19 protein-coding genes and 2 pseudogenes are annotated in these 23,574 nt (G+C 47.2%); 15 read left to right on the top strand and 6 right to left on the bottom strand.

Annotated features, from left to right (window positions below):
• Nucleotides 1–110 precede the first annotated feature (110 nt).
• The 3 genes from U2F10_RS06120 to U2F10_RS06130 all read right to left on the bottom strand — a co-directional run bounded on the left by U2F10_RS06120 (nt 111) and on the right by U2F10_RS06130 (nt 4,108).
• A complete protein-coding gene (locus tag U2F10_RS06120) occupies nt 111–1,802 on the bottom strand; it encodes an ABC transporter substrate-binding protein (protein WP_163703148.1) in 1,692 nt (563 codons plus the stop codon).
• A gap of 381 nt (nt 1,803–2,183) precedes the next feature.
• Nucleotides 2,184–3,512: a hypothetical protein gene (locus U2F10_RS06125; protein WP_499871314.1), complete on the bottom strand. Its 1,329-nt coding sequence runs from the start codon at nt 3,510–3,512 to the stop codon at nt 2,184–2,186.
• Nucleotides 3,513–3,523: 11 nt separating this feature from the next.
• Entirely contained in the window at nt 3,524–4,108 is a 585-nt protein-coding gene (locus tag U2F10_RS06130) for a hypothetical protein (protein ID WP_499871316.1), read from the bottom strand.
• 319 nt (nt 4,109–4,427) lie between these two features.
• Here U2F10_RS06130 and U2F10_RS06135 point away from each other — a divergent pair, with 319 nt between their 5' ends.
• From U2F10_RS06135 to U2F10_RS06145, 3 genes are read left to right on the top strand one after another with little or no spacing between them, the layout of a single operon-like run.
• Nucleotides 4,428–4,721: a DUF433 domain-containing protein gene (locus U2F10_RS06135; protein ID WP_163670685.1), complete on the top strand. Its 294-nt coding sequence runs from the start codon at nt 4,428–4,430 to the stop codon at nt 4,719–4,721.
• 59 nt (nt 4,722–4,780) lie between these two features.
• A complete protein-coding gene (locus U2F10_RS06140; RefSeq protein ID WP_163670687.1) occupies nt 4,781–5,416 on the top strand; it encodes a LysE family translocator in 636 nt (211 codons plus the stop codon).
• A gap of 9 nt (nt 5,417–5,425) precedes the next feature.
• Nucleotides 5,426–7,162, top strand: a complete 1,737-nt coding sequence (locus U2F10_RS06145; protein WP_163670689.1) for a CHASE domain-containing protein — start codon at nt 5,426–5,428, stop codon at nt 7,160–7,162.
• A 96-nt stretch (nt 7,163–7,258) separates the two neighbouring features.
• Here U2F10_RS06145 and U2F10_RS06150 read toward each other — a convergent pair whose 3' ends face one another.
• The gene (locus U2F10_RS06150) at nt 7,259–7,933 is read right to left on the bottom strand and encodes a response regulator transcription factor (RefSeq protein ID WP_163670691.1); all 675 of its coding nucleotides are present in this window, start codon (nt 7,931–7,933) and stop codon (nt 7,259–7,261) included.
• Nucleotides 7,934–8,137: 204 nt separating this feature from the next.
• On the opposite strand from U2F10_RS06150, the pseudogene amiF reads away from it, so the two are divergent.
• From amiF to U2F10_RS06205, 11 genes and pseudogenes are all read left to right on the top strand, one after another.
• A pseudogene (gene amiF / locus U2F10_RS06155) lies at nt 8,138–8,390 on the top strand (formamidase); the annotation flags it as partial.
• Nucleotides 8,391–8,806: 416 nt separating this feature from the next.
• Nucleotides 8,807–9,037: pseudogene (locus U2F10_RS06160) on the top strand (cysteine hydrolase family protein); the annotation flags it as partial.
• A gap of 151 nt (nt 9,038–9,188) precedes the next feature.
• A complete protein-coding gene (locus U2F10_RS06165; RefSeq protein ID WP_250565195.1) occupies nt 9,189–9,746 on the top strand; it encodes a DM13 domain-containing protein in 558 nt (185 codons plus the stop codon).
• Between the two features lie 278 nt (nt 9,747–10,024).
• Complete coding sequence (locus U2F10_RS06170) at nt 10,025–10,957, top strand: alpha/beta fold hydrolase (protein ID WP_499871319.1); 933 nt, start codon at nt 10,025–10,027, stop codon at nt 10,955–10,957.
• 291 nt (nt 10,958–11,248) lie between these two features.
• Nucleotides 11,249–11,911: a YdcF family protein gene (locus U2F10_RS06175; RefSeq protein ID WP_163670695.1), complete on the top strand. Its 663-nt coding sequence runs from the start codon at nt 11,249–11,251 to the stop codon at nt 11,909–11,911.
• 39 nt (nt 11,912–11,950) lie between these two features.
• A complete protein-coding gene (locus U2F10_RS06180) occupies nt 11,951–13,636 on the top strand; it encodes an ArnT family glycosyltransferase (protein ID WP_499871321.1) in 1,686 nt (561 codons plus the stop codon).
• A gap of 164 nt (nt 13,637–13,800) precedes the next feature.
• Nucleotides 13,801–15,303, top strand: coding sequence for a sodium-dependent transporter (locus U2F10_RS06185; RefSeq protein ID WP_163670698.1), 1,503 nt, complete (start codon nt 13,801–13,803; stop codon nt 15,301–15,303).
• Nucleotides 15,304–15,414: 111 nt separating this feature from the next.
• On the top strand, nt 15,415–15,642 hold the full coding sequence (gene nrtS, locus U2F10_RS06190) for a nitrate/nitrite transporter NrtS (protein ID WP_163670699.1): 228 nt from the start codon (nt 15,415–15,417) through the stop codon (nt 15,640–15,642).
• Nucleotides 15,643–15,759: 117 nt separating this feature from the next.
• A complete protein-coding gene (locus U2F10_RS06195) occupies nt 15,760–16,287 on the top strand; it encodes a GNAT family N-acetyltransferase (RefSeq protein ID WP_499871322.1) in 528 nt (175 codons plus the stop codon).
• Between the two features lie 94 nt (nt 16,288–16,381).
• On the top strand, nt 16,382–16,798 hold the full coding sequence (locus U2F10_RS06200) for a hypothetical protein (RefSeq protein WP_499871324.1): 417 nt from the start codon (nt 16,382–16,384) through the stop codon (nt 16,796–16,798).
• A gap of 8 nt (nt 16,799–16,806) precedes the next feature.
• Nucleotides 16,807–17,475 carry a hypothetical protein gene (locus U2F10_RS06205; RefSeq protein ID WP_499871326.1) on the top strand — a complete coding sequence of 223 codons (669 nt, stop codon included), beginning with the start codon at nt 16,807–16,809 and terminating at the stop codon, nt 17,473–17,475.
• A 56-nt stretch (nt 17,476–17,531) separates the two neighbouring features.
• Here U2F10_RS06205 and U2F10_RS06210 read toward each other — a convergent pair whose 3' ends face one another.
• Nucleotides 17,532–18,077 (bottom strand): hypothetical protein, encoded by a 546-nt coding sequence (locus U2F10_RS06210; RefSeq protein ID WP_163698644.1) that lies wholly within the window; start codon nt 18,075–18,077, stop codon nt 17,532–17,534.
• Nucleotides 18,078–18,466: 389 nt separating this feature from the next.
• On the opposite strand from U2F10_RS06210, the gene U2F10_RS06215 reads away from it, so the two are divergent.
• Nucleotides 18,467–19,648: an MFS transporter gene (locus U2F10_RS06215; protein WP_499871328.1), complete on the top strand. Its 1,182-nt coding sequence runs from the start codon at nt 18,467–18,469 to the stop codon at nt 19,646–19,648.
• 147 nt (nt 19,649–19,795) lie between these two features.
• Here the strand turns inward: U2F10_RS06215 and mfd are convergent, their stop codons facing one another.
• Complete coding sequence (gene mfd / locus U2F10_RS06220) at nt 19,796–23,302, bottom strand: transcription-repair coupling factor (RefSeq protein ID WP_499871330.1); 3,507 nt, start codon at nt 23,300–23,302, stop codon at nt 19,796–19,798.
• Nucleotides 23,303–23,574 lie beyond the last annotated feature (272 nt).

A 23,574-nucleotide genomic window follows, 5' to 3' on the forward strand; every position in this document is an offset into this window, starting at 1 on the left:
CTGGTTCTCCTTCGTAAGGGGAACCGTCAGGGAGGGGTCTTCGAGATGCGGCACAAGTTATCGAAAACCCTCCGCCTACGGCACATCCCCTTCGTAAGAGGAGGACACCCCTAAGCCTTCTTCAACTGCCGATAATCCAACTGTCTGTGGAACCAATACTGATACCCACTCACCCCAGGCTGCATCGCCACCGACAAATACGGCTGCGCCACCACGATCCGGGGCATCTCCTCAAACGCAATCTTCAGGAACCCTTTGACACTTTTCTCATACTCCGGATCTCCTGGTTCTGTGGCCAACGCCTTATCCACCAGCTTGTCTAACTCCGGATTCTGATAAGAACTACCATTAAACGTCGCATTCTGCCCGTGGTACGAATAGAAGAAGAAATAATCAGGATAGTTGAGCCAACCACCAAAGTTGTTAACAATCATCGGGCGATTCTTCTCCACCAGCACAGCCCGAAAGTTGGAGCCAGGAACTTTTTCCAAAGTAGCGTTAATGCCAATCTCAGCCAGGGACTCTTTTACTAATACACACAAGGGTTCAGCCCATTCTTGAGTACCCAAATTAAAAGCCAGTGTTGTATCAAACCCATCCGGGTAACCAGACTCAGCCATCAGTGCTTTTGCCTTCGCCATATCAGTGCTGTAGGGATACGGCTGCGGCCAGTCAATACTCTTCGGCTCAAAACTCTCCCCTCCATACATTTTGACACACTCACCATAGAGGGCCGTGTCTACAATGGCATCGTAGGGCATAGCATAGGCCACCGCCTGTCGTACTTTGACATCGCTAAAGGGGTTAGGAGTACCGTCTAGCTCCGGCTGAGAGTTCAGGTCAATGGTGTAGAGACAGTTTTCAATGGGGGTGGAAACAACCGTGTGCTTACCCATGGCTTTGAGTTCGCTAATGTCTTTTTCAGATACTTCATAGTTAATATCCACATCACCCTTTTCTAGCAAGGCACGACGATTACCTGACTCAGGCACATTCAGCCAAATAATCTTCTCAATAGCAGGGGCAGGACCAGATTTCCAGTCATCATTGCGCACCAATACGACTCGCTCTTCGGGGGCAAAGGTATCTAGCTTATAGGCACCACTACCAGCTGAATTGGCGTTGGTCCACTCCAGTCCCCAAGGGTCTGCTTCACTAGCATTAGGTTCAATTAGAGTAGAGTTCATGATGGCAGGGATGGGTACCGCCATGTCCATAAGAGTAAGCTTATCCTTTCTGAGGAAGTTAACTTGGAAGGTATGGTCATCCACGACGACAAACTGGTCAGGACTTTCCAGGGCTCCTGCTTTCATCTGGAATGAGGGGAAGCCACCGACGGACACAGCCCGGTCGTAGGACCATTTCACATCCTTGGCGGTGACGGGGGTGCCATCGTGGAAAATAGCGTCTTTGCGCAGATTAAAGGTGACGGATAGCTCATCGTCAGCGACGGTCCAGGATTCGGCTAGCTCGGGTTCGATGACGGTATAGTCATAGGAGAGGGAACCATCGTCTAAAGTTTTGGTGCCAAAGGTGACGAGGCGATCGTAGAGGCACCAGGAGATACCGTAGGCGGGGCGGTTGGTGCCCACTTGGTGGAGGTCCAGACCATTGGGAAAGCCACCACCTTGGACGACAGTGAGTACGGCAGGTTCAGCACCTTTGCCAGGGTCAGCAGTGGTTGCACCTTCGGTTGACTCAGCGGCAGGTTTGGATGATGAAGCACAGGCATTAATCAAAGCTGCTAGGGATACGCCTCCGGTAAATGCTGTCCCTCGTTTTAGTAGGTCTCGTCGCCGCATTGCCTGACTCCTTCGCTGACAAAGATGTGTAACTGGCAGCAGGTTAGGCCAGACAGACGAAGTTTTTCAGGAAAAATTCGGGAAGAAATCGGGAAGATTTGAAGAAGACTAAGCAATTCGAGTCAACTCAAAAAATAGACTTAATTGGAAATAAAAGCGATCAATCAAAATGGTGTCAAAACCTGACTCTATAAGTATTTAGTCTATACATATCCTCCTAAAACTCTTTTCCTGCAAGGGTTCTAGTGTTTCAGATTAAGTCTTAAGTCTAATGTATCAATCGAGTTTTTTATCGGGTTACATCTACACTACCAATCAACCACAACAGAGAATCTCCTAAGACTCAACTAAAAAATCATACAATCAGCAGCATGTGAGTTGTTATTTGGAATTTTCATCAACAACATTTAACCAGAATCTAAAATCGTGATACACCTGCTTGGAGTTTATAGCAGTGCCAGACTCGAAACTTTTCAACATCAAACCATTATTATCTTTTTTGTCAAAGCTAAATATCTCTAGTTTTTTTGTTCCTGAATTATACAGGAAGCTCAAGAACGGATACAAACTAATAGATTCAGCATTAAAACGTATATATAGCTTCTCTTTACTCAATGATTTATCAGCCTCAAATTCTACCCTTTCAAATACAGGATGATCCCCTCTAAGAAGACTCGCCTTATAAATTATTTTTCCTGTAGACCATTCAGTATCAATATCGTCAATTACGACCATTTCGCATTGACTTATGAAGTCAAGATCCTCAAGCAAGGCATTTATATAAATAGATTGCTTATCAACAAATTCTTTATATTCATTAGTGTTTACAGGGCCTCTACCATGCTTGAAATCATTAAGTCTTTCAACAATATATTGACGTGTGTTTTTAGCGAACTCTGATTCTTTTTTACCTCTCCCCTTAAACCATATTGCCGAAAAATTATTTGCTAGTGGGGTATTATCAACCTCTCTTAAGATATTGCATGAGGTTTGTAATAATCTTCGCCAATGTCCTGGCGATAAACCGCTAGCAAGTCCATCTTTAATCTGAGAGCAAAAATCATCAAGTGGATGATTAATATAGTCTCGATATTCAAATACAAGACTCATTCCTACAGACGCTAAAAACGATAAAAGATGTTCACCATACTTCATTTGGCGGTCATATGTGGCAGCATACTCTCGCTCAACATAGATATTCCGGTAAGGATAAGCTAAAGGAAACGGATAGAGATTACTAATCTTATAATTAATATCGTTCTTTTGAGATAGTGCTTTCTTTAACACTTGAGATGTGAATTTCACCTTTTGAAGGTTATTGGATAGTTCCACTTTGTCAACATTTCCAGAAATTGACTTTCTTAATTGAGCAATTTCAGTAAAAAATGCCAATTCGACTTCGTTCAACGCTTTCTCGAACTCAGCAATTTCTTCTGGTGTTTGATACTTATTACCAATACGATCTGCTTTAAGAAACAACTGTTCGTCTATATCTCCGTTAGGATCAGACTGCAGCAGTAATTCGTTGATTTTTTGATAAAGCGCAATAACGTTGTCCCACCCAGCATTTTTATATCCCTGCGTTGCCAGCCAAGCTTGGTCCTCCTTCGGTAGCTTGCTACGTTGATTTGAATTTGAACGCTTTATCTCCCAGTAACTCATACCGCTGAAGAGACGCTTTTGGCTTTTTTTCTGTTTATTGGTAGCCATGGCGATAACCTCTACCCCAGCGTCCATCTAAACAGACGAATCAACGCCTTACGGATTTCACTATCCTCATACTGCAGTAGCATTTTTGTGTCTCGAGCCAGCCGTAGGCGGATCTGGTCAACGATGTTCTTGAGTTCCTTATTATCCTTTTTGAGCTGAGTATTCGCATCCACCAACTCGTCATTCTGCGTCGTCAGGTTTTGAACCTTGGAGTCTAGATACGACTTTTCAGCCGTTAAACGCTTAATTTCTGCTTCAAGGGTCGCCTTTTCCTTGCTAATAACCTGCTTCGGCTCAGAAAGATTGGCCTTCGCCTTTTCCATCGTTGCAATTTGCGATTCTAGATACTGATATTCTGACTGTAGTTTTTGCAGCTTTTTTTCTGCATCACTAAGAAGTTGATTGGAATGCCGATTACTTTTGCCCAGTTCTGAATTCTTTGAAGCGTAGGAATCCACAAGCTTAACGGCACTGGGCTGGCTTTGCAAAGTTGCCAACAACTGCTCACAATCCTCAGTATCGAGGGGCTGACTAATATTTTTGTTAATGCCGTATCGGTTTTGGAGAATGGCCTGAAGCTCTTTCTTTGAGGGCATTTTTCTATATTCTACGAAAACTGGAATATCCGTACCCATAACAGATGTTAACTTAAATTAGATTCATATATCCCCGAACTACATCCGTATAGTTTGGCAATTATTGGTGACTAAAGCGATGTGGCCTTCTCTACTTAGTAAGCTAGGTTGCCATCAGCATGACCGGACTATTAACGATGCATCTTTCAGACAAGATGTCGGGTAATACTACATCAGTAGCCACACTTTCATCATTGGTGAGCCAAGAAATTACCACACACATAAACGAAAACTATACTAAGGGCACTAAGGACTGATTACACCTGTGTGGATTAAATCGATGACAGCGGCACCTACATCAAGATACGTTACCCGAAATCCAGATATCCTAAACGGTGAGCCAACCATCGTAGGCACCCGCGTTTCAATCAGCGCCATTGTCGGTCAATGGCGCTTAGGAACCTATGCCGAAGACATTCCCACACAGTTTCCTCAACTTACGCTGGCACAAGTCTTTGACGCCCTTAGCTTCTACTTAGACAACCAGGTAGAAATCAACAAATATATTGAGCGTAATCATATTCCAGAAGAACTCATCCATCCTGCTGTTCATGAAATATTTGAACATGAATAGCTTCGATGGCTTCATCCATAAAGCTGTGATAGCCTACCAGCTAACCAACGGAGCCTACCATGGAAATATTTGCTGCCATTTTTAGTATTGCCATAGCCCTGACCATCGGAGCCATGAGCCCTGGTCCTAGCTTCGTGATGGTCGCTCGCACCGCATTAGCCGTTTCCCGCAAAGATGGCCTAACAGCGGCGCTAGGCATGGGTGTTGGCGGCGTCCTGTTTGCCACCATTGCCCTACTCGGTCTCCTCACTCTCCTCACCGCCGTACCCGTTCTCTACATTTCCCTAAAAGTCCTAGGAGGAGTCTACCTGATTTATCTCGGCTATAAAATCTGGCAAGACTCTGCCCAGCCGGTCACCTTGAATCCTACCGAGCAACAGACTCAGCAAAATCCAGTCTGGTATTCATTTTTCCTAGGCCTCACCACTCAAATCAGCAATCCCAAAACCGCTGTTGTTTATACCAGTGTTTTTGCCTCTTTACTACCCAGCAATGTGCCCGCCTTCGCAGTCATTGCCCTGCCAATTGTCGTCTTTATCATCGAAGCTGGCTGGTATTCCCTAGTCGCCTTAACACTCTCTGCTACCACCCCTCGCAGCCGCTATCTCGCCTCCAAAAAATGGCTGGACCGCACCGCTGGCACCATACTGTCCTTGCTAGGTGCTAAACTCATCTTCGAAGCGAATAACCCATAGGTAAGGCATGTGCGTATCCGTCATCCAACATTACCTATTGTTCTCACCCTTCTTTTAGGCACTGGCCTATCTATCCTGGCCACCCTTGCTGTTGCTCGCTGGGAACATGCCAACTATCGCCTCCAGTTCCAACACCAAACCGATGGCCTCACCACTGCCCTCCAGCGTAGCATCAACCGCTACACCGATTTACTCCTGGCCCTGGGAGACTTCTACACCGTCTCAGAACAAACTGTCTCCCGTGCCGAGTTCAACCGCTTTGTCCAACGGGCACTCAAAACTTACCCCGGCATCCAGGCTCTGGAATGGGCTCCTGTTATCTCCGAACAAGATCGCAACACCTTCGAGACTACTATCCAGACCGAAGGCTATGCCTCCTTTCAAATTACCGAACGAGAAAGTCGTGGTGGCCTCACCCGTGCCGCATCCCGTCCTTATTATATTCCTGTCACCTATTTGCAACCCTTAGCAGGCAATGAACTTGCCTTCGGTTATGATCTTATCTCTGACCCCACTCGCCGCACCGCCCTTGAAACCGCCCGAGATACTGGGCAAATTGCAGCCTCCGGTCGAATTCGGTTAGTGCAAGAAAACAAAAATCAGTTTGGTTTTCTAGTCTTCTTGCCCCTATACAATAACTCCACAATTCCCCCATCCCAGACAGCTCGTCGCAATCAGCTCAACGGTTATCTACTAGGAGTTTTTCGGGTTTCAGATGTAATCGAAGAGTCCCTGGAAACCCTCAATTACAACATTGACTTTATCCTAAGAGATCAGAGTGCAGCAGCTTCTGAACAGTTATTAGGTAGCTATGATGCCGCTACTCAAACAGTGACAACGGAGATAGATCAGCATGTGGCTAACAGAACGCCATGTCCCTCATCCACTGACTGCACCCACACCCTTACTACCGGAGGACGTCAGTGGGCCATCACCTTTACTCCTGCTGCCAGTTATCCAGCCCTAGCACCCTGGGGTGCCTTGTCTACGCTAATTATCGGTTTGTTGCTCACGACAATAGTTGCTCGCTATCTCTTCCAAGCCCAAACAGAACTCTCTAGGGCCCGAGAACTGAGCGAAGCTAAAATTCGTCTTTTTTCCATGGCTTCCCATGAGCTACGCACACCCCTCAGTACCATTTTGCTCTCAGCCCAGGCCTTAGAAGCCGATACCCAAGCCAACAATCATCAGCATATCTATGGACGTATTCGAGCCACAGCTAAGCGGATGAATCAGCTACTGAATGATCTGTTAACCCTATCGCGGGCAGAGTCTGGCAAACTACAATTTAACCCCGAAATTATCAACCCAGAAAAGTACTGTCAACAATTAATAGAAGAAGTTCGGTTTAGCTTTGAAATATCTCCAGTCATTAGTTTTACAATATCCGGTGATTGCCAAAAAGCTTATATTGACCGGCAGCTACTGCGAGCAATTTTGACTAATTTACTCTCCAATGCCATAAAATATTCTGGACCTGAACCCCAGGTAACTTTAGAATTATCTTGTCACCATCATGAGATTATTTTCCAGGTGCAAGATCAGGGTATTGGTATCTCCAAAGCAGACCAGGCCAGACTTTACGAAGCCTTCTATCGAGGGACCAATGTGGGCAATATTGCCGGTACCGGTCTGGGATTATCAGTCGTCCATGCCTGTTTACAGCTTCACCAAGGTGCCCTCACCTGCAAGAGTCAGCTAGGCCAGGGAACAACTTTTAAGGTGACTTTACCACGCATTGATTAACGCCCCGAGGCACACAAATTCCCATGTAGGGTAATGTAGGGGCTGGCCTTGCACCTGCCCTGAGATAGCTACACAATCATGCTAGAGGTAGGTATATTATTTTCCCTGTAATCGATACCCTACACCATGTACAGTTTCAATTAATGTTTTAGGTGCGCCAGCTACTTTGAGTTTATTGCGCAAACTTTTAATGTGGGCTTTAACAGTCTCTTCATCGGGTGGGCTCTTCATGGACCAAAGAGATTCTAGAATGAAAGAACGGCTTAGCACTCGTCGACCATTGCGCAGCAGCAGTTCTAAAATTGAAAATTCTTTTGGGGTCAGGCGTAGGGCTTGTTTGTTGTAGTTGACCTCATAGGTGCTTGGGTCTAAGCTCAACTTTTCCCAGACGAGAACCATAGGAGACTGTACACTGCCCCGACGTAACAAAGCCCGGATCTGGGCCAAAAGCTCAGATAAGTCAAAGGGTTTAACCATATAGGCATCTGCCCCAGAATCCAAACCCCGAACCTTATCCTGACTGGTATCCCGCGCCGTCAGCATCAGCACTGGCAGCTCATAACCATGACTACGCAACCGCTGACATAGTCGAATCCCGTCTAGGTAAGGTAAGGTCACATCCATCAGCGTCAGGTCATAGTCCATCAGTTGCACCTGACTCCAGCCTGATTCCCCATCCTTAACAGCGTCCACCACGTAGCGCTGGGCCTCTAACACCTCTGTCAAAGACTCTGCAAGTTGACTATCATCCTCAACCAACAGAAGACGCATTGCTACCTATACCAACTGTCAATACTTCCTATTTAAAGATGACTAGATCATTACTCCTATGCTGTGTAATTGACTACACCTATTACTGACGATTTGTTACCGCTACATTACAAAACACTTAACTTGCAACAAAGTACACAGTTCTCTACGTAGGTCTCGTCTAAATTCACACCATAGGTCTGCATGGCGAGGATAGGGTGATGGGTGGATGAGGAAGTACGCCCAGATTTAGTGCGCGAGGCCCGTCAGCACTAGTCCGTAGAAAACAATATTTACCTGTTTGGTCATCGAGGCTATGTAGCTGTCAAAGGGGGTGCTCAAGACTGTCCCTATATCTATCAGGCAAGATATGGTGACCGGTAATTATCGGCTGCCTTGGGAAGACGACGTGGTGTATACCGATGGTACTTCATGTGGATTTGACGCTCCAACCCGTGAGTATAAGGGAGAGGAGTGATCTTCTAGTGTTTTGAGCAATGGTTAGTAGCTTTTCTATATTTTCTAAGCTGTGCGGTTTTGACTGGTTGTATTCAACCTGAGCCTTGGTAGGGTGTGGTTATTGGACAACCATAACGTCACCACAAAAATTCCAGCTACTAAGCCCAAGCTGATCAGGGCAGTAATTATAAAAATTTTATTTTCTCTCATGACATGTTCGCTATAGGTGCGATGAAGCTAAGGTGAGATGCCCAAAAAGCTTCGAGAATTTCTGATAGTTAAGTAGCTCAAAGCCACTGCAATCGTAGATGCATTAGATATGGACGTAGACCTGAACACTTGGTTCCCTAAATCAAAAATTAAAATTTGGTTCGTTGCGAACATTTTGATCAGAAATAGAAATGGTACGCCTGCTTTGGAGCGAGTGTAATACCCATGGGTCGTTACGTAACCTCAGCCCCCTATTCCTATCCTTACAATGGCGATCTGCGTCCCGACAATACCGCTGATCATCATTGATATGCAAACGGACTTTTGTCGCATTTTGGTACGTGGTGAAGCAGGCTGGGAAATCATCCCTAAGCTAGCTCCTCTACCAGGGGAAACTGTGATCGATAACCTGGTAAAGGGGCATTTTTTGCGACTGATCTAGACTTGTTGTTGCGTCGTAATATATAAAAAATCTTCTAAGCCAAAGCTTATCTAAGAACTCTTTTTACTCAGGCGAGATTCAGCTTAGCCCTGTTTACTAAAAACCGTCAAGCCGGTCATCGCTGGCAGTTCAAGTCCTTCTGACTATTTTTTCTCAGTAAACAACATGAAACTTACTTACTTTGCAGCCCTGGCTGTTTCTTCTATGCTGACTGTTAGCACAGCGATCGTTACCAACAGTTTTCAACCGGCATATGCAGCTCCCTGTGCTGCTTCAAGTGTAAATCCTTGTGCTGCTAACCCCTGTGCTGCTAATCCTTGTGCTGCTGACCCCTGTGCTGCTGACCCCTGTGCTGCTGACCCCTGTGCTGCTGACCCCTGTGCTGCTGCTAACCCCTGCGCTGCAACGGGTACAGGCAGCTTTGTTACTGTATCCAGCGATACCGTTGGTGGCGTAACTATTGTCGAAGAAAATGGTAAGCGCTATCTCGAATTTGACGAGACCTTCAGCACTGATGACGGTCCTGATCTATTTGTATTGCTACACAAAGAAGCGACTCCCCAAAGCTATAGCTCTGACAAGTTTGTGAATCTAGGAGATCTACAATCCATTAACGGTAGTCAGCGCTATGAGATTCCTGAGGATATCTCCATTGATGAATTTAAGTCTGCTGTGATTTGGTGCCGTCAGTTTAATGTAACCTTTGGCTTTGCAGCGATTTAGAACGGGATAATATTTTGATTCTAAAAGTCTCCTAAGTAAAAAAGAAAGGTTTATTACTCGATTTTTGAAGATCCCCCTTAACTCCGCTCTGCCCCTAGCAGGTAAAGCTCTGGGGGATTTTCAATTGTTAGAAACAAGGTAAGGAGTTGTGAAAAAATAAGTTATTTCTAATTGCATATATTCGGGGTTACGACGAGGTCGATTGTGTATGTCAGGAACTGCCATAGATCAAGCCTCAAACGCTAACAGCCCCATTGGGAGAAAATACTTCCGTTGCCATGGATAATGGAAAGGTACGTCAGCAGACGTTTTGTACTTTTCCCGATTTTTGCTTAATGGCAACCACATTACCCGCTGATGTTCAGCATCTAACCGAAGACACATCGGTGGCCCTAGCCAGTCAAATCCAGTTTGCTGATATCTCTACCAATCTCACAGAATCGCCCATAGCCACTAGCTATATGTGTGCTGGAACCGGCAAACCTATCCTATTAATCCATGGATTTGACAGTTCGATTTTTGAATTTCGTCGTTTAGTCCCCCAGCTATCTGCTAATGCTCAAGTCTGGGTAATGGATTTACTAGGCTTTGGGTTTACTGACCGCACTACGGATGCCCCCATTACTCCTACGGCTATCCAGCAGCATATCTATAGTTTTTGGCAACAGCAGATCGGCCAGCCAATGATCTTGGCCGGTGCTTCCATGGGAGGAGCCGCCGCCATTGACTTTACCCTCAATTTTCCAGAAGCAGTGGAGAAACTGGTGCTTCTAGACAGTGCCGGATTTGCTGCTGGACCAGCCATGGGAAAATTTATGGTGCCTCCCCTTGATGGCTGGGCAACCACATTTCTCAAAAATCCTGGTGTACGGCGGCGGATTAGCCAACAGGCTTACTACGATTGCACCTTTGTGACTCCAGATGCTGAACTTTGTGCTGCCTTACATCTACAGATGCCCAACTGGAAAGAAGCCCTGATTGCATTTACTAAAAGCGGTGGCTATAACTTCTTGACTAACTATATTCAAAAGATTGAACCACCGACGCTGATTGTGTGGGGTAGGCAGGACAAAATCTTGGGTACCAAAGATGCTCAACGCTTTCAGCAGACCATCCCCAATAACAAGCTGGTGTGGATTGATGACTGTGGCCATGTGCCCCACCTAGAAAAACCCAGGAACACAGCCCAGGCAATTGTGTCTTTTGTGTAGGTTCAATTGGTAGACCTGGGTAACACCCAAAAAATTTGCCTTTATGGTATGTATATTGGAACATTAAGGTTTACTAACTAATTATCATATAGAAACCTAATGTGCATTTTGTCAGACGCGGGTAGCGCGTCTGCCTAATCTCACACGACTAATACGCCCATGAACCTCGGAATGATTCTAGACATTTGTCCGGAAAATATCAGTGTGAGCCGTTGGGTCCAGTTTACAGGTTCCATCACTTGGTGGGTGGCGAAATCTCCCCTGGCAAGCTTAATGATAGGGGGCATGCTTATGCTCAGCTTCCTAATTATTAGTGGACTCTTGATGCGGGGTTTTATTCTGCTGGGTCGAGGCCGCTCGATTAAGCGGGTTTGGAGCTGGGGTTTTCCCATCGCATTTTTGGTAAGCGTTTCACCACTGCTGATTGGAGAGCCCTTACTGACGCATTTCCTCCCGGCCTATCAGGGACAAACCGCCGATGCTGTTGTCATATTGGGGCGCGGCAGGTCGTTACAAAATAGCCGGGTGATGGCAGCGGCTGAACTCATGGCGATGGATCGTGCCCCACAGGTATTTGTCAGCGGCCATGGAGATGCACCTTTTCTGGCTAATCAATTAGAGCGTGTGGGCATAGCTCCTAGCAAAATCTCGGGGGAAGCTTGTTCTCGCACCACGGAACAAAATGCCAAATATACGGCTCAACAGTTGATGCCCAGTGGGGTTAGATCAATTATTTTAGTGAGTGATCCTCCCCATCTATTGCGATCGCAGCTAGTTTTTCGCAGCCTTGGGTTTGACGTCATTCCTTACCCCAGCCCCCTGCCGCAGACGCTGGGGCTACGGTATCGCCGTCTACTGACCATGCGAGAGACCCTGGGTCTCGTTGCCTATGGTGTGATGGGACGCTATCAACCCCGACCGATTCACTCCATGAATCCGACCGCTGCACAGTAAACTAGTGCGGAAACATGGTTTATCGGAGGTGCGATCGCAATGGGGTCAGCTTCATCACAGTCATCTGTCCGCTGGATCGCCATCCTTACCGTGGTTTTCACCCTGTTTATTGCCTTTTTCTGGCGTTTAGACAGCATTGGCTTAATCGATGAAACAGAGCCTTTATTTGCCGAAGCCTCCCGTCAGATGTACGCTACCGGCGATTGGATCACCCCTTATTTCAATGGTGAAACCCGGTTTGATAAACCTCCCCTGGTGTACTGGGGTATGGCCTTAGGGTTTCACATTTTTGGTGTGGGAGAATGGGGCGTGCGACTACCCTCGGCATTGGCCGCTGCTGGTTTAACCGGATTTAGCTTTTACACCCTGCAACGGTTTGGCTATGCCCATGGAGGGCAGTCCGCCGACATTCAAGATAAACGACAAGCCTTCACCCTGGCAGCTGTAGTAGGTGCCGTCTCCATGGCCCTCCACCCAGAGACCCTGGTGTGGGCCCGCACTGGTGTCTCAGACATGTTGCTATCAGGCTGTATGGGAGCCGCGCTGCTGTGTTTCTTCTGGGGGTATGCCCAAGCCCCCCGCTGGTACTACGGCTTCTACATTTTTGTCGCCCTGGCAGTATTAGACAAAGGCCCTGTGGGACTGGTCATTCCAGGGTTAATTGTGACAGTGTTTGCGGCCTATGTGGGCCAGATTCGCACCCTACTCAAAGAAATCAAACTGCTACAGGGTAGTCTCATAACACTGTTGTTGACGGTGCCCTGGTTCATCGCCGTCATCGCCATCCATGGTCAAACCTACATCGACAGCTTTTTTGGTTACCACAACTACGAACGTTTTACCGACGTCGTCAATGGCCACGCCGCCCCCTGGTATTTCTACTTTGCCGTCGTCGCCGTCGGCTTTTTACCCTGGTCCCCAGGGTTACCCTTTGCCATGATCCGCTTGCGCCCCTGGGCCTTAGGCTACTGGCGACATCAGCCCAGAGAGAAACAGCTAGGACTGTTTGCCCTCATTTGGTTTCTCACCATTTTCTGCTTCTTTACGGCTGCGGTGACTAAGCTACCCAGCTATGTGCTACCGCTCATGCCAGCAGCAGCCATCCTGGTGGGGCTTATGTGGGCCGGGCCGCGTCAGCGCGGTACCTGGATCAGCGCTATCTTGAGCATTGTGTTCTTTGCAATTCTCTCCATAGCCTCTTACCTCACCCCCAATTGGATCGGGGGTGATCCAGTCATGCCAGACTTTCCGGTATTAGTACGAGATTCTCAGGCTATGGCCTATGGCTCCATTGTATGGGGGCTAGCCACCCTGGCAGGGCTAGGATTGTTGCTAATGCGACGTGTTCGCTGGGTATGGGCCGTAAGTTTTATAGCATTCATGGCATTTACTGTGGTTTCCATTTTGCCCGTAGCCGCCATTGCCGACAGCCAGCGTCAGCTACCCTTACGACAGCTAGCCGAGACCATCCAAACAGAACAGCAACCAGATGAAACCATAGCAATGGTAGGGTTTATGAAACCCAGTCTGGTGTTTTATACCCAAAGCCCTGTACTATATACCTATAACCCTGATTCAGAGCAATTACAGGCCACTGGTCAAGCCCTGGTCGTGGGTCATCCCGATGAAATTGCCACAGCCATTAGCGCCGGCCAGTCAGGAGAGATTTTACAAACAGCAGGCACCTATCAGTTAGCTCGCGTAATCTTCACTCCAGAGCACTAACGGAACAGCATCTTTGCACGTATCCCGTAATGCCTTAGCTTAACAAACCCTTGTTGGGGTACTCTGTTTAGCTTTGAACGCTTTACTAACGCTTTGGCAACGTTGTTTCCCATAGCCTGTGACACAGACAATATCAGGAACCGCATCAACAAGAATTCAATACTATGGCACGTCAGCAATGGTCTTCCAAAACAGTTTTTATCCTCGCAGCTATTGGTTCAGCCGTTGGCTTAGGGAATGTTTGGCGCTTTCCATATCTTGCCGGTAAATATGGCGGTGGGGCTTTTCTAATTCCTTATTTAGTAGCGCTATTAGTTGTTGGGATTCCTCTCCTGATGCTGGAGTTTGCCATTGGGCAAAAAATGCAGCAAGGGGCAATCGGTGCATTTAAGAAAATGCATCCCAGGTTCCAAGGCTTTGGTTTAGCTGCAGTTATCGCAGGCTTCATAATCATTGCTTACTACGCAGTCGTCATGGCCTGGACCCTTATTTATTTTTTGGCAGCCTTTCGCGTCAGTTGGTCAGAAAATGCAGAACAATACTTTTTTGAGTCGGTCCTGCATCTAAGTGAAGGGATAAGTACAGTTGGTGCCATTAATTTCCCCATTCTGCTTGCCTTGGCAGCTGTGTGGATGATGATTTATTTTTGTATCTGGCGTGGGCCTCACAGTGCGGGTCACGTCGTTCTCTGGACTGTACCCTTGCCTATTATCCTACTAGGCGTCTTATTTATCAGGGCCGTTACCCTACCTGGTTTTTTAGACGGTTGGCAGGTCTATCTCATTCCCGCTTGGCAAGTATTACTTAAGCCTGAAGTCTGGTCAGCCGCGTTCTCTCAAATTTTCTTTACTCTCTCCCTGGCCTTTGGCACAATGCTGACCTACGCCAGTTATAAATCTCCTGACAGTGAGATTGTGCAAGACACCTGGATCACAGCCTTGACCAACAGTGCCATTAGTCTATTCTCAGGTTTTGTGGTCTTTGCCGTCTTGGGATACATGGCGTTGCAAACAGATACCCCAGTAACAGAACTGGCGGCCTCTGGACCAGGTTTAGCGTTTGTGGTCTTTCCCCAAGCCCTTAGTCTCATGCCACTACCAGGGGTGTTTAGTGTCCTCTTCTTTCTCATGCTATTCTTCCTGGGGATTGATAGCGCATTTTCCATTGTGGAAGCGGTTAACGCAGCCATCCTAGATCTTAAACCTAACTGGCAGACTCAATATGTATCCATCGGCGTCTGTTTGTCAGGCCTATTGGCGGGATTAATATACACCACCCAGGCAGGTCTTTATTTTCTAGACATTACAGACCACTTCATCACAAATTACACCCTCATATTGATTGCTATTGCCCAAGCAATTTTAGGAGGTTGGATCTATGGAGCTGAAGTACTGCGTCGATACATTAACAACGTCAGCAACTGGCAAGTAAATCGATGGTGGTCCATATTGATCAAGTTTATTGTTCCAGGCTGTCTAACTGCACTCTTAGTAGCTCAACTGATCAATGATCTCCGTGTTCCCTATGAAGGCTATCCAAGCTGGGCGTTAGCCTTTGGCTGGCTGTGGGTGTTGTTCCCAATTGTCATCATGGTCGCTCCTTTCATCATCAAACTAGAGGGAAGTAAAACGGAGCATTATTCCGCCACTATTCCCCCCAGGAAATAGTTAGGGTTTCCAAGTAACACAGCCCATCAAAACTGTTCGATTCGATACATTTTGTGTTAACTTTTAAATCCATGTACCTGAAATAAAAAACATTCGTTACCAGCATCTGCTATGAAAAGCTACTTTTCTGCCCTGATTGATCGTGATCTATGTCCCGGTGCGGTCAAAGTTGCGCTTGTCGTTGGTACTCTTCTGTTCAGCATCAACCATGGCCCCGCCCTTGCTAAGGGTAAAATGACACCCACCCGCTGGCTGGCTGGACTGTTAACCTACGTCGTGCCCTACTCTGTCAATATCCATGGGCAGTATGCTTATCGCAAGCGTCAGTCAGCGTCTTAGTTGGATACAGGTACTTAGTTGAATACAGAACACGACCATGGCATGGTTAGATATGCCATGGTCGCCCATGCTAATGGGGGTAGAACGACTGCCGACTAGCCTGGTTCAAGGTGACCTATGCAACCCTTTCCAACAACTCTCCCCGAGCTAAAGACTCGGCAGTTCAGGCTGCGTTCCATGTCGACTAATGACAAGGCCAGTCTATTTGCTATCTATGGCGATCCAGAGGTGATGCGGTTCGCAAGTGATGAGACATTCTCGACCCCAGCAACAGTTGACGAGATGCTCTCAAGTGCCAGTCGCCTCTTCCAAGAACAGACATCTATGGAATGGGGTATTGAGCGACGTACCGACCATACATTGATTGGCACCTGTGGTCTGCACTCCTTTGATCTGACAAACAACTCGGCAGAGGTGGGCTGCATGCTTACCAGGTCAGCCTGGGGACATGGGTATATGCAAGAAGCACTGCGCGCAGTTATCTGGTATGCATTTTGCGATCGCAAAATCACGCGCTTGCGAGCTGATATTGATACCCTCAACCACCGTTCTATTCGCTTGTTTAGCAAGCTGGGCTTCGTCCATCAGGGAGGTACCATCTATGTTTGCAAACCTAAGTGCAAACCTGAGGGAGGCGATCTCTGATCCACACTAAGGATTTCTAGCAGATATGGCTTTGATGCCTGAGTAGGCCTGTAGAATATCAAAATTAAAGTGTTTCAATTATTTGTCAAAGCAGATGTCTCAGGTGTCAGACAAGAAGCTTAAAGAGAAATTTTGCCAGCAACTTTTGTTGACTGCTCAAGAATTAATTCCTAACACAGCGGTAAATAACACTACAGTTCAACCCTTAGCCACATTAACAAAGTTAGTAGTTCGCCATCGAGAGACGATACGCGCTCTGAAAGTAACCTACCCCTCGCTTGTTATCATCCTATCAGGATCCAAAATCTTCTATATCAATGAACAACCATTGACATTTGAAGCGGGCGATTTATTTGTTATCCCTCCGCATATTGCTACTGTAGATTTCAATATTGTGTTATGGCCATCCCTAGCAGATGCACTCATTCACATTGAAAAAGCGATTATGGATGTTTGTGGTTCAACTGGATACCCAAATGTAGCTACACTAGAGACCTCTGTGAGTGATTAAGTAGCCTAATGCGTGAAAACAAAATTCTAGGTAGATACGTTTCGGATTTTGAGTCAACGCCTATGCCTGATAGAAAAGGATTAGGTGCACTTAACTCCAATGACCACTTAATATTGGTGAAAGCTAATATCGATGAGGTTGGCTTTGCTCTAAAGAAAATAAGAAATTGTGGACTTCATCAGCAGAATGTTTATGGAAAAGATATAACGTTAGGAAATCGAGCATGCTGTTACAGCATACAATTAACTGGTCATGGTTGGTCCGCTCTACAGTATATAAAGGTTGCTCCTGTTCTTGCAATTTTTAATAGAGAGGATGCGCAGGCAATTTCCAGATTTTTGAGCTCGGAAGCAGTTTTCTTCGAGTTCAGTGACACTGGTACCTATTTAAATTATTTTTACTACAGGTTAGGTGCGCTTTTGGAAAGATTGGAGTATGTTGAGATATCCAACAAAGCTTATTACGAATTTTATTCTGAATATCGCTCTTTGGGTTTCGATGTAACACGCGATGATGCTTTTCTTGTTGCGAATGATTTCTTTTACAATAAGGGGATTTATCCTATCGAGATTACTTGGAAGGGTATTGGTCCGTTTGTGGCAGGAGACAATGTTTTATTCGAATTTACGCGACTGGACATAAAGGATGTTGTGCAAGCTGACTACTTTGAAATTTAACAGAGAGTATCGTTTGTAATAGCACTACCCAAAGCAGGCATGGCTCAACAATATAACTAGGAGCGAAATATAATTCTGAAAATACCTACAAAATCATCAACATTTAAGCGCTCATCTACAATCGTAGCAACGTTATTATGTCGAGCCTGCCTAGACCAACAAGCATAAAAAGCGCTGATTTGTTGATCTTTTAAGAAGATGTCTGCAGTTGACCAATCACCTTCATACTCATCTTCTAAATCATCGGAAGGATAACTGAAATGGCTTATGATTCCTGCTGATGTGTAATGCGTGTAGCGGATAGAATCTTCTGTATCACACACCGTAAGGAAAACCACTTCACAATTGAGGCTGGAGACTATACCTTTAATAAAGTCAAACTTTGGCCTACAGGCCAAGAATTCAACATTAATCCACTCATTACCCTTGAATTGATATAGTAAAGCGCTTTGACAATTATTGACCGATACAGTTTTGCTATACACATTACTATCAATGTATATGTCTGCCACCTCTTGAAGATTATCTATAACCCTCAAGAGATGTTCTTTCAAAAAATGAAGCGTCAGGGATGCATTCGTATCAGGCAATCCGTAGTGCACTTCAGAGAACTTCCTAAGTCTTCAAAAAGATGAATGAACATTAGTTGATTGGTACAACCTCAGCGAAGCAAGCTGGATTAACCACACAGCCTTGGATATAGCATGACATTTTGACCTATCCCATTTTTTATTGAGGCAAGATCGGATTTCCGCCCTACTCGTACTACATGAAATCAGTATACTTGTGCCCATAGTGCATTGAAAAACTTACAATGAGATTCCCACCCTGGTAACTTTCTAAAACTCGATCGCAGCAGCATACCTTATCTGTCCCATGGTCACAGGTAAGATATCGTTTCTGTTCGTGGATTCCTCCGCCTGGTCCAGCTGGACAAGAAATTTGAACATTACGTTTGTCATCAAATTTTTCAGGACAGGAGAATTTCACAATGCGATTGACGGGTAAACACAAAACCCTCAAGACGGTGATGAGTTTAACTATCATCTTCTTGATCATTGAACTATTGGACGAGTTAGTTGGGGGTGTTTTAGATCCGGCTTGGCCCCTAATTCGTCAGGATTTAAACCTGTCGTACGGGCAGGTTGGTTTACTGTTGGCCACGCCCAGTACCATCAGTCAGATAATCGAGCCAATTTTTGGCATCTGGGCTGATATGGGACATCGACGGCGATTGATTATAGGTGGAGGCATGGGGTTTGCGATCGCACTCCTCCTGCTCTCCTTTAGCCAAAACTTTACCGGATTTACGCTCGGACTCATGCTGTTAGGTCCTGCATCTGGCAGCTTTGTCAACATTGCCCAAGCCACCCTGATGGATCTTGAGCCCACACGCCATGAACAAAACATGGCACGTTGGACCCTGGCCGGTTCCTTGGGTAATGTGATGGGACCTTTGATTCTGGCCGTTGCGATCGCGCTCAACCAAGGCTGGCGAGGGGCACTGTTTATTTTGGCCGTTCTTAGCGGGTTAATGGCAGTGCTGCTATGGCGATCGCCCAACCTGTTTAAACTCACATCGCCCCCCGAAGCTCGGAAAGTCCATAGTCTTAACCATGGATTCCGCAATGCGATATCCGCCTTAAAACGTCCCAATATCGTACGGTGGCTGACATTACTACAGTTCTCCGATTTGATGTTGGATGTATTCCGTGGCTTTGTTGCACTGTACTTTGTTGACGTAGTGAATACTAATGCAACCCAGGCCAGTTTTGCAATGGCCATTTGGTTGGGCTTTGGTCTCCTAGGAGATTTTCTTCTGATTCCTTTACTCGAAAGAGTGAGAGGCCTAACGTACCTCAAAGTCAGTGTGATTCTAGTGCTATGTCTTTATCCTGCTTTTTTGTTGGTTCCTTCCCTCACCACCAAGTACATCGTTTTGGGGTGTCTTGGTTTCCTCAACGCCGGATGGTACTCGATTCTACAAGGACAGCTCTACACCGCCATGCTAGGACAGAGCGGTTCGGTCATTACCCTCAGCAACCTATTTGGCCTCATCGGTAGTTTAGCGCCCTTATTAATCGGTGTTGCCGCTCTCTACATTGGATTAGGAAACGCCATGTGGATATTAATCGCCGCCCCGATTGCTTTGCTGATTGGCTTGTTGCGATAGGGTAGTTTTCTACAACTCCCACGTATGCACATCTGGAAAATAGCGATTATCGTAGGGCAATCCCTTGTGGTTGCCCCTACGGGATTGCTGATGTTTAATCGGATTTACTGAACGCGGATTGGGTATAAGCAGGATTTTGACCAAAGACTACACATCACTTCCCGCTAAGGCAGGCTCATTTAATGCCCCACGCATATACCCCAACCACTCAATCAAGTTCTCCAGCTGCTTGTCCGGTTTCATCACACCGAGACCACGCACCGTTACTTTACCCGACCCATAGATAAACCGTGATTTCAAATGACCCGGTACCTTCTCATGCAGCAGCTTCCAGGCTGGCGCTTCCATGGGTGTCTCCATCACCACATGCTGCTTGCCCTCCGGCTTAATTTTCGCAAAGCCCAAGGGTTTGGCAATCTGCTTCAGCTCTAACATTTTCACTAGCTGTTCCACTGCCGGTGGAATGGTCCCAAACCGATCGTTCAGGTCCGTCACAATTTGCATCAGCTCACGCTTCGTATCTGCAGCCACCAGTGAGCGGTAGACGCTCATCTTTTGATCGGTATCGCCAATGTAGTTGTTGGGAATAAATGCCGTCAGTTTCAGATCTACCTGAGTCTCGTCCACCTGAGGAATCTCCTGACCACGAATCTCGGCAATTGCCTCCTGTAGCATATCCATGTACAGGTCAAAACCAATCACCTCCATCTGACCAGACTGTTGCACCCCTAGCAGGTTACCAATGCCGCGAATTTCCATATCCCGCATGGCTAGCTGATAGCCCGAACCCAGCTGGGTAAATTCTTGAATTGCCCGCAGCCGCTTGCGTGCCTTATCTGAAAGTTTGTTTTGCCTTGGGAAAAACAACCAGGCATGGGCCTGAATGCCAGAACGCCCCACCCGCCCCCGCAACTGGTAAAGCTGGGATAAACCAAATTTTTGGGAGTCTTCGATCAGGATCGTATTCACCCGAGGAATATCCAAACCCGATTCAATAATGGTGGTACACACCATCAAGTCTGCTTCACCATTGCTAAAGGCCAGCATAGTGGCTTCCAGCTCGCCCTCTGGCATCTGACCATGGGCAACCGCCAACCGAATAGATGGAATCATCTCGCGAATGCGAGCAGCAATCTCTTCAATCCCTTCCACCCGTGGCACCACATAGAATACCTGTCCGCCCCGGTCTAACTCTTGGCGAATGGCGGCCCGCACCTTCTCCATATCGTGGGGAGCCAGGTGGGTCATAATCGGTCGTCGGGATGGAGGTGGCGTTGTAATCAAGCTCATCTCCCGCACACCTGAGAGCGACATGTAAAGCGTGCGGGGAATCGGGGTGGCACTCAGGGTCAGCACATCCACCTGGGTTTTCATGGCTTTGATTTTCTCTTTTTGGTTCACCCCAAACCGCTGTTCTTCATCGACCACCAGTAGTCCCAAATCTTTGAATTTAACGGCTTTCCCTAACAGCTGATGGGTACCCACAACAACATCTAGCTCGCCTGTCGCTAACCGCTGAATAATATCTTTTCTCTCACTGGCAGTGCGGAAGCGGTTTAACAACCCCACCTGGATAGGATAGGGGGCATATCTCTCTTTGATGGTGTGGTAATGCTGCTGGGTGAGAATTGTTGTCGGAGCTAGCATTGCCACCTGCTTACCAGCGATTACGGCCTTAAAGATCGACCGAATAGCCACTTCGGTTTTACCAAAGCCCACATCGCCACAGACTAGTCGATCCATGGGGCGAGGGCTTTCCATATCCCGTTTCACATCCTGAGTGGCCTTCAGCTGATCGGGGGTGGGTTGATAGGGAAAAGAATCCTCCAATTCCTGTTGCCAGGGCATATCCACTGGATAGGTAAAGCCTTCCAGTTCAGAGCGCTGGGCATAGAGCTTGAGCAGATCCACTGCAACCTTTTGGATGGCTTTTTTGGCACGGGTCTTTGTTTTTTCCCAAGCCTTGCCAGTCATTTTGTTCAGCGCAGGCCGTTTCTCCGCTGATGCTCGAAATCTCGACAGCGAGCCCATTTGGTCCGCAGCCACCCTGAGCAAACCGTCGGCATATTTGATCACCAGGTACTCTCGTGTTTCCGCATCAATGGTGAGACTTTCTAGCTTGAGAAACTGGCCGATACCATGGTTACGGTGTACTACATAGTCGTTGGGTCGGAGCTTATTAGGGTCGACTTTCTTAGAGGCCGCCCGGCGACGTTTGCGCACATAGCTGGGGGTGGCCAGGGTGTGTTGACCAAAGAACTCCCGATCGGTGACGATGCCAATGCGAAAGGTGGGCAGGATAAAGCCTTCCAGTTCTGCCAGGCCAGAATACTTGACGCCGACGGGCACATATTGACCATGGAGTTTTTCAATGGCAGGGTAGTCTTTGGGATTGGGGATAAACTGGGCAGGACAGTCATGCTCTTGAAGTAGGGCCACTGAGCGGGTGGGCTGGGCAGAGATGAGCCAGATTTGATGTTTGCGATCGCACTCCCCTCGCACCGTTTCCGCCAGCTTGCCAAACTGATGGGGAATGGCCGGTACCGGACGGCTAGATAGGTTGAGTCCTTCCCCCTCCTCAGCAATCTCCGACATCAGGAGCTGGGAAAACAGAGACAGATCGTCCAACGCCTCATCAAAGGAGCGATGCAGACGCGGAACCTGATCCCCCGGCAGCTGAATCTCGTCACTACTGCCCAGGGTTTCATTGACCTCATGCCAATAGTCATCCACCTGCTCATACCAACGACCACTGTGGGCTCGACATTGATCAGGCTCATCAAGGGTAATCAGCGTATCCTCTGGCAAATACTCCAGCAACGATGCCGGTTGATCAAACGCAATCCCCAAAAATCGTCGCAGACCTTCTACCCGCTGACCACTTTCATACCCTTCCCTAACCTCCAACGGCATCAGGTCCATGAGCACGCCTTTCTGATCTAACTTGGAGGCAATCAGCGGACTGAAGTCCGTTGCCGTCAGCAATAGGGTGGAAACTTTATCCAACGACCGCTGGTTTGCCGGATCAAATTCCCGCAGCCGCTCTAACTCATCGCCAAACAGCTCCAACCGCACCGGCAGTTCCGCCGACACTGGAAACACATCAATAATGTCTCCCCGTTGGCTCCACTGTCCTTCTGTTTCCACCGTCGGTACCTTTTCATATCCCAGGGTAGCCAACGTCCGTGACAGCTCCTTCAGGTTTAGCTCCATGCCCTGCTCTAACTGCAAACAGTAGGGCTTAAAGGATTCCACAGGGGGCAAGTGTGGCTGCAACGCTCGCTCCGTTGCCACAATGACGCTGGGCTTGTCAGATTCCTTAAGCAGATCCGCCAGCACCTGTAGCTGTCCCCAGGTCATCTCCGACTCCTGGTCAAACGGATCGTAGGGCGAGGCCTCTGATGTCGGATACAGGGATACCCTGGGCCAGCCCATGGCGTCTAGCTGCGCGGCCCAACGCCCCGCTTCCTCTAGCGTTGCTGTTATCACCAGCAGGGGACAGGCCTGGGCCTGGGCCAAGGCTGAGGCCACCAGCCCTTTGGGTAAACGGGGTAACCCATTGAGTACTAGCTGCTGCTGTTTATCTAGCTTTATAAGTAATTCTTGAGCTAAAGCAGCCTTACTAAGGGCACGAACAACAGACGAAAAAGCCATGAAAGCAGTGGAAATGGGTTACAGCATCTATAGATTGTAAAACCTGATTTGCGGAACAGGATTGTCAATGCAGCACAGGATTGCTAATTCTAAATCAGAACACAGTACTGCCCATGGTTAACGCCATATCCCCAGGGATTATCGCAATGTTTCCTAAATTTTGGCCATTTCTGAGGTGACGTTGGGATTAAAGGGAGAATTCTGGCAACATTCAGACATTTATCAGACATTTAGCTGATGTAGATATGGCATAACTAGCCGTATCTTAGAAT

The sequence above is a fragment of the Leptothoe sp. EHU-05/26/07-4 genome (genome assembly GCF_043421015.1).
GTDB lineage: Bacteria > Cyanobacteriota > Cyanobacteriia > Phormidesmidales > Phormidesmidaceae > Leptothoe > Leptothoe turfae.

Bases quoted from the DNA above. Each gene is read 5' to 3' on its own strand.
- U2F10_RS06120 (WP_163703148.1), bottom strand. From the start codon at position 1,802: ATGCGGCGACGAGACCTACTAAAACGAGGGACAGCATTTACCGGAGGC.
- U2F10_RS06125 (WP_499871314.1), bottom strand. From the start codon at position 3,512: ATGGCTACCAATAAACAGAAAAAAAGCCAAAAGCGTCTCTTCAGCGGT.
- U2F10_RS06130 (WP_499871316.1), bottom strand. From the start codon at position 4,108: ATGCCCTCAAAGAAAGAGCTTCAGGCCATTCTCCAAAACCGATACGGC.
- U2F10_RS06135 (WP_163670685.1), top strand. From the start codon at position 4,428: ATGACAGCGGCACCTACATCAAGATACGTTACCCGAAATCCAGATATC.
- U2F10_RS06140 (WP_163670687.1), top strand. From the start codon at position 4,781: ATGGAAATATTTGCTGCCATTTTTAGTATTGCCATAGCCCTGACCATC.
- U2F10_RS06150 (WP_163670691.1), bottom strand. From the start codon at position 7,933: ATGCGTCTTCTGTTGGTTGAGGATGATAGTCAACTTGCAGAGTCTTTG.
- U2F10_RS06165 (WP_250565195.1), top strand. From the start codon at position 9,189: ATGAAACTTACTTACTTTGCAGCCCTGGCTGTTTCTTCTATGCTGACT.
- U2F10_RS06170 (WP_499871319.1), top strand. From the start codon at position 10,025: ATGGATAATGGAAAGGTACGTCAGCAGACGTTTTGTACTTTTCCCGAT.
- U2F10_RS06175 (WP_163670695.1), top strand. From the start codon at position 11,249: ATGCTCAGCTTCCTAATTATTAGTGGACTCTTGATGCGGGGTTTTATT.
- U2F10_RS06180 (WP_499871321.1), top strand. From the start codon at position 11,951: ATGGGGTCAGCTTCATCACAGTCATCTGTCCGCTGGATCGCCATCCTT.
- U2F10_RS06185 (WP_163670698.1), top strand. From the start codon at position 13,801: ATGGCACGTCAGCAATGGTCTTCCAAAACAGTTTTTATCCTCGCAGCT.
- nrtS (WP_163670699.1), top strand. From the start codon at position 15,415: ATGAAAAGCTACTTTTCTGCCCTGATTGATCGTGATCTATGTCCCGGT.
- U2F10_RS06195 (WP_499871322.1), top strand. From the start codon at position 15,760: ATGCAACCCTTTCCAACAACTCTCCCCGAGCTAAAGACTCGGCAGTTC.
- U2F10_RS06200 (WP_499871324.1), top strand. From the start codon at position 16,382: ATGTCTCAGGTGTCAGACAAGAAGCTTAAAGAGAAATTTTGCCAGCAA.
- U2F10_RS06205 (WP_499871326.1), top strand. From the start codon at position 16,807: ATGCGTGAAAACAAAATTCTAGGTAGATACGTTTCGGATTTTGAGTCA.
- U2F10_RS06215 (WP_499871328.1), top strand. From the start codon at position 18,467: ATGCGATTGACGGGTAAACACAAAACCCTCAAGACGGTGATGAGTTTA.
- mfd (WP_499871330.1), bottom strand. From the start codon at position 23,302: ATGGCTTTTTCGTCTGTTGTTCGTGCCCTTAGTAAGGCTGCTTTAGCT.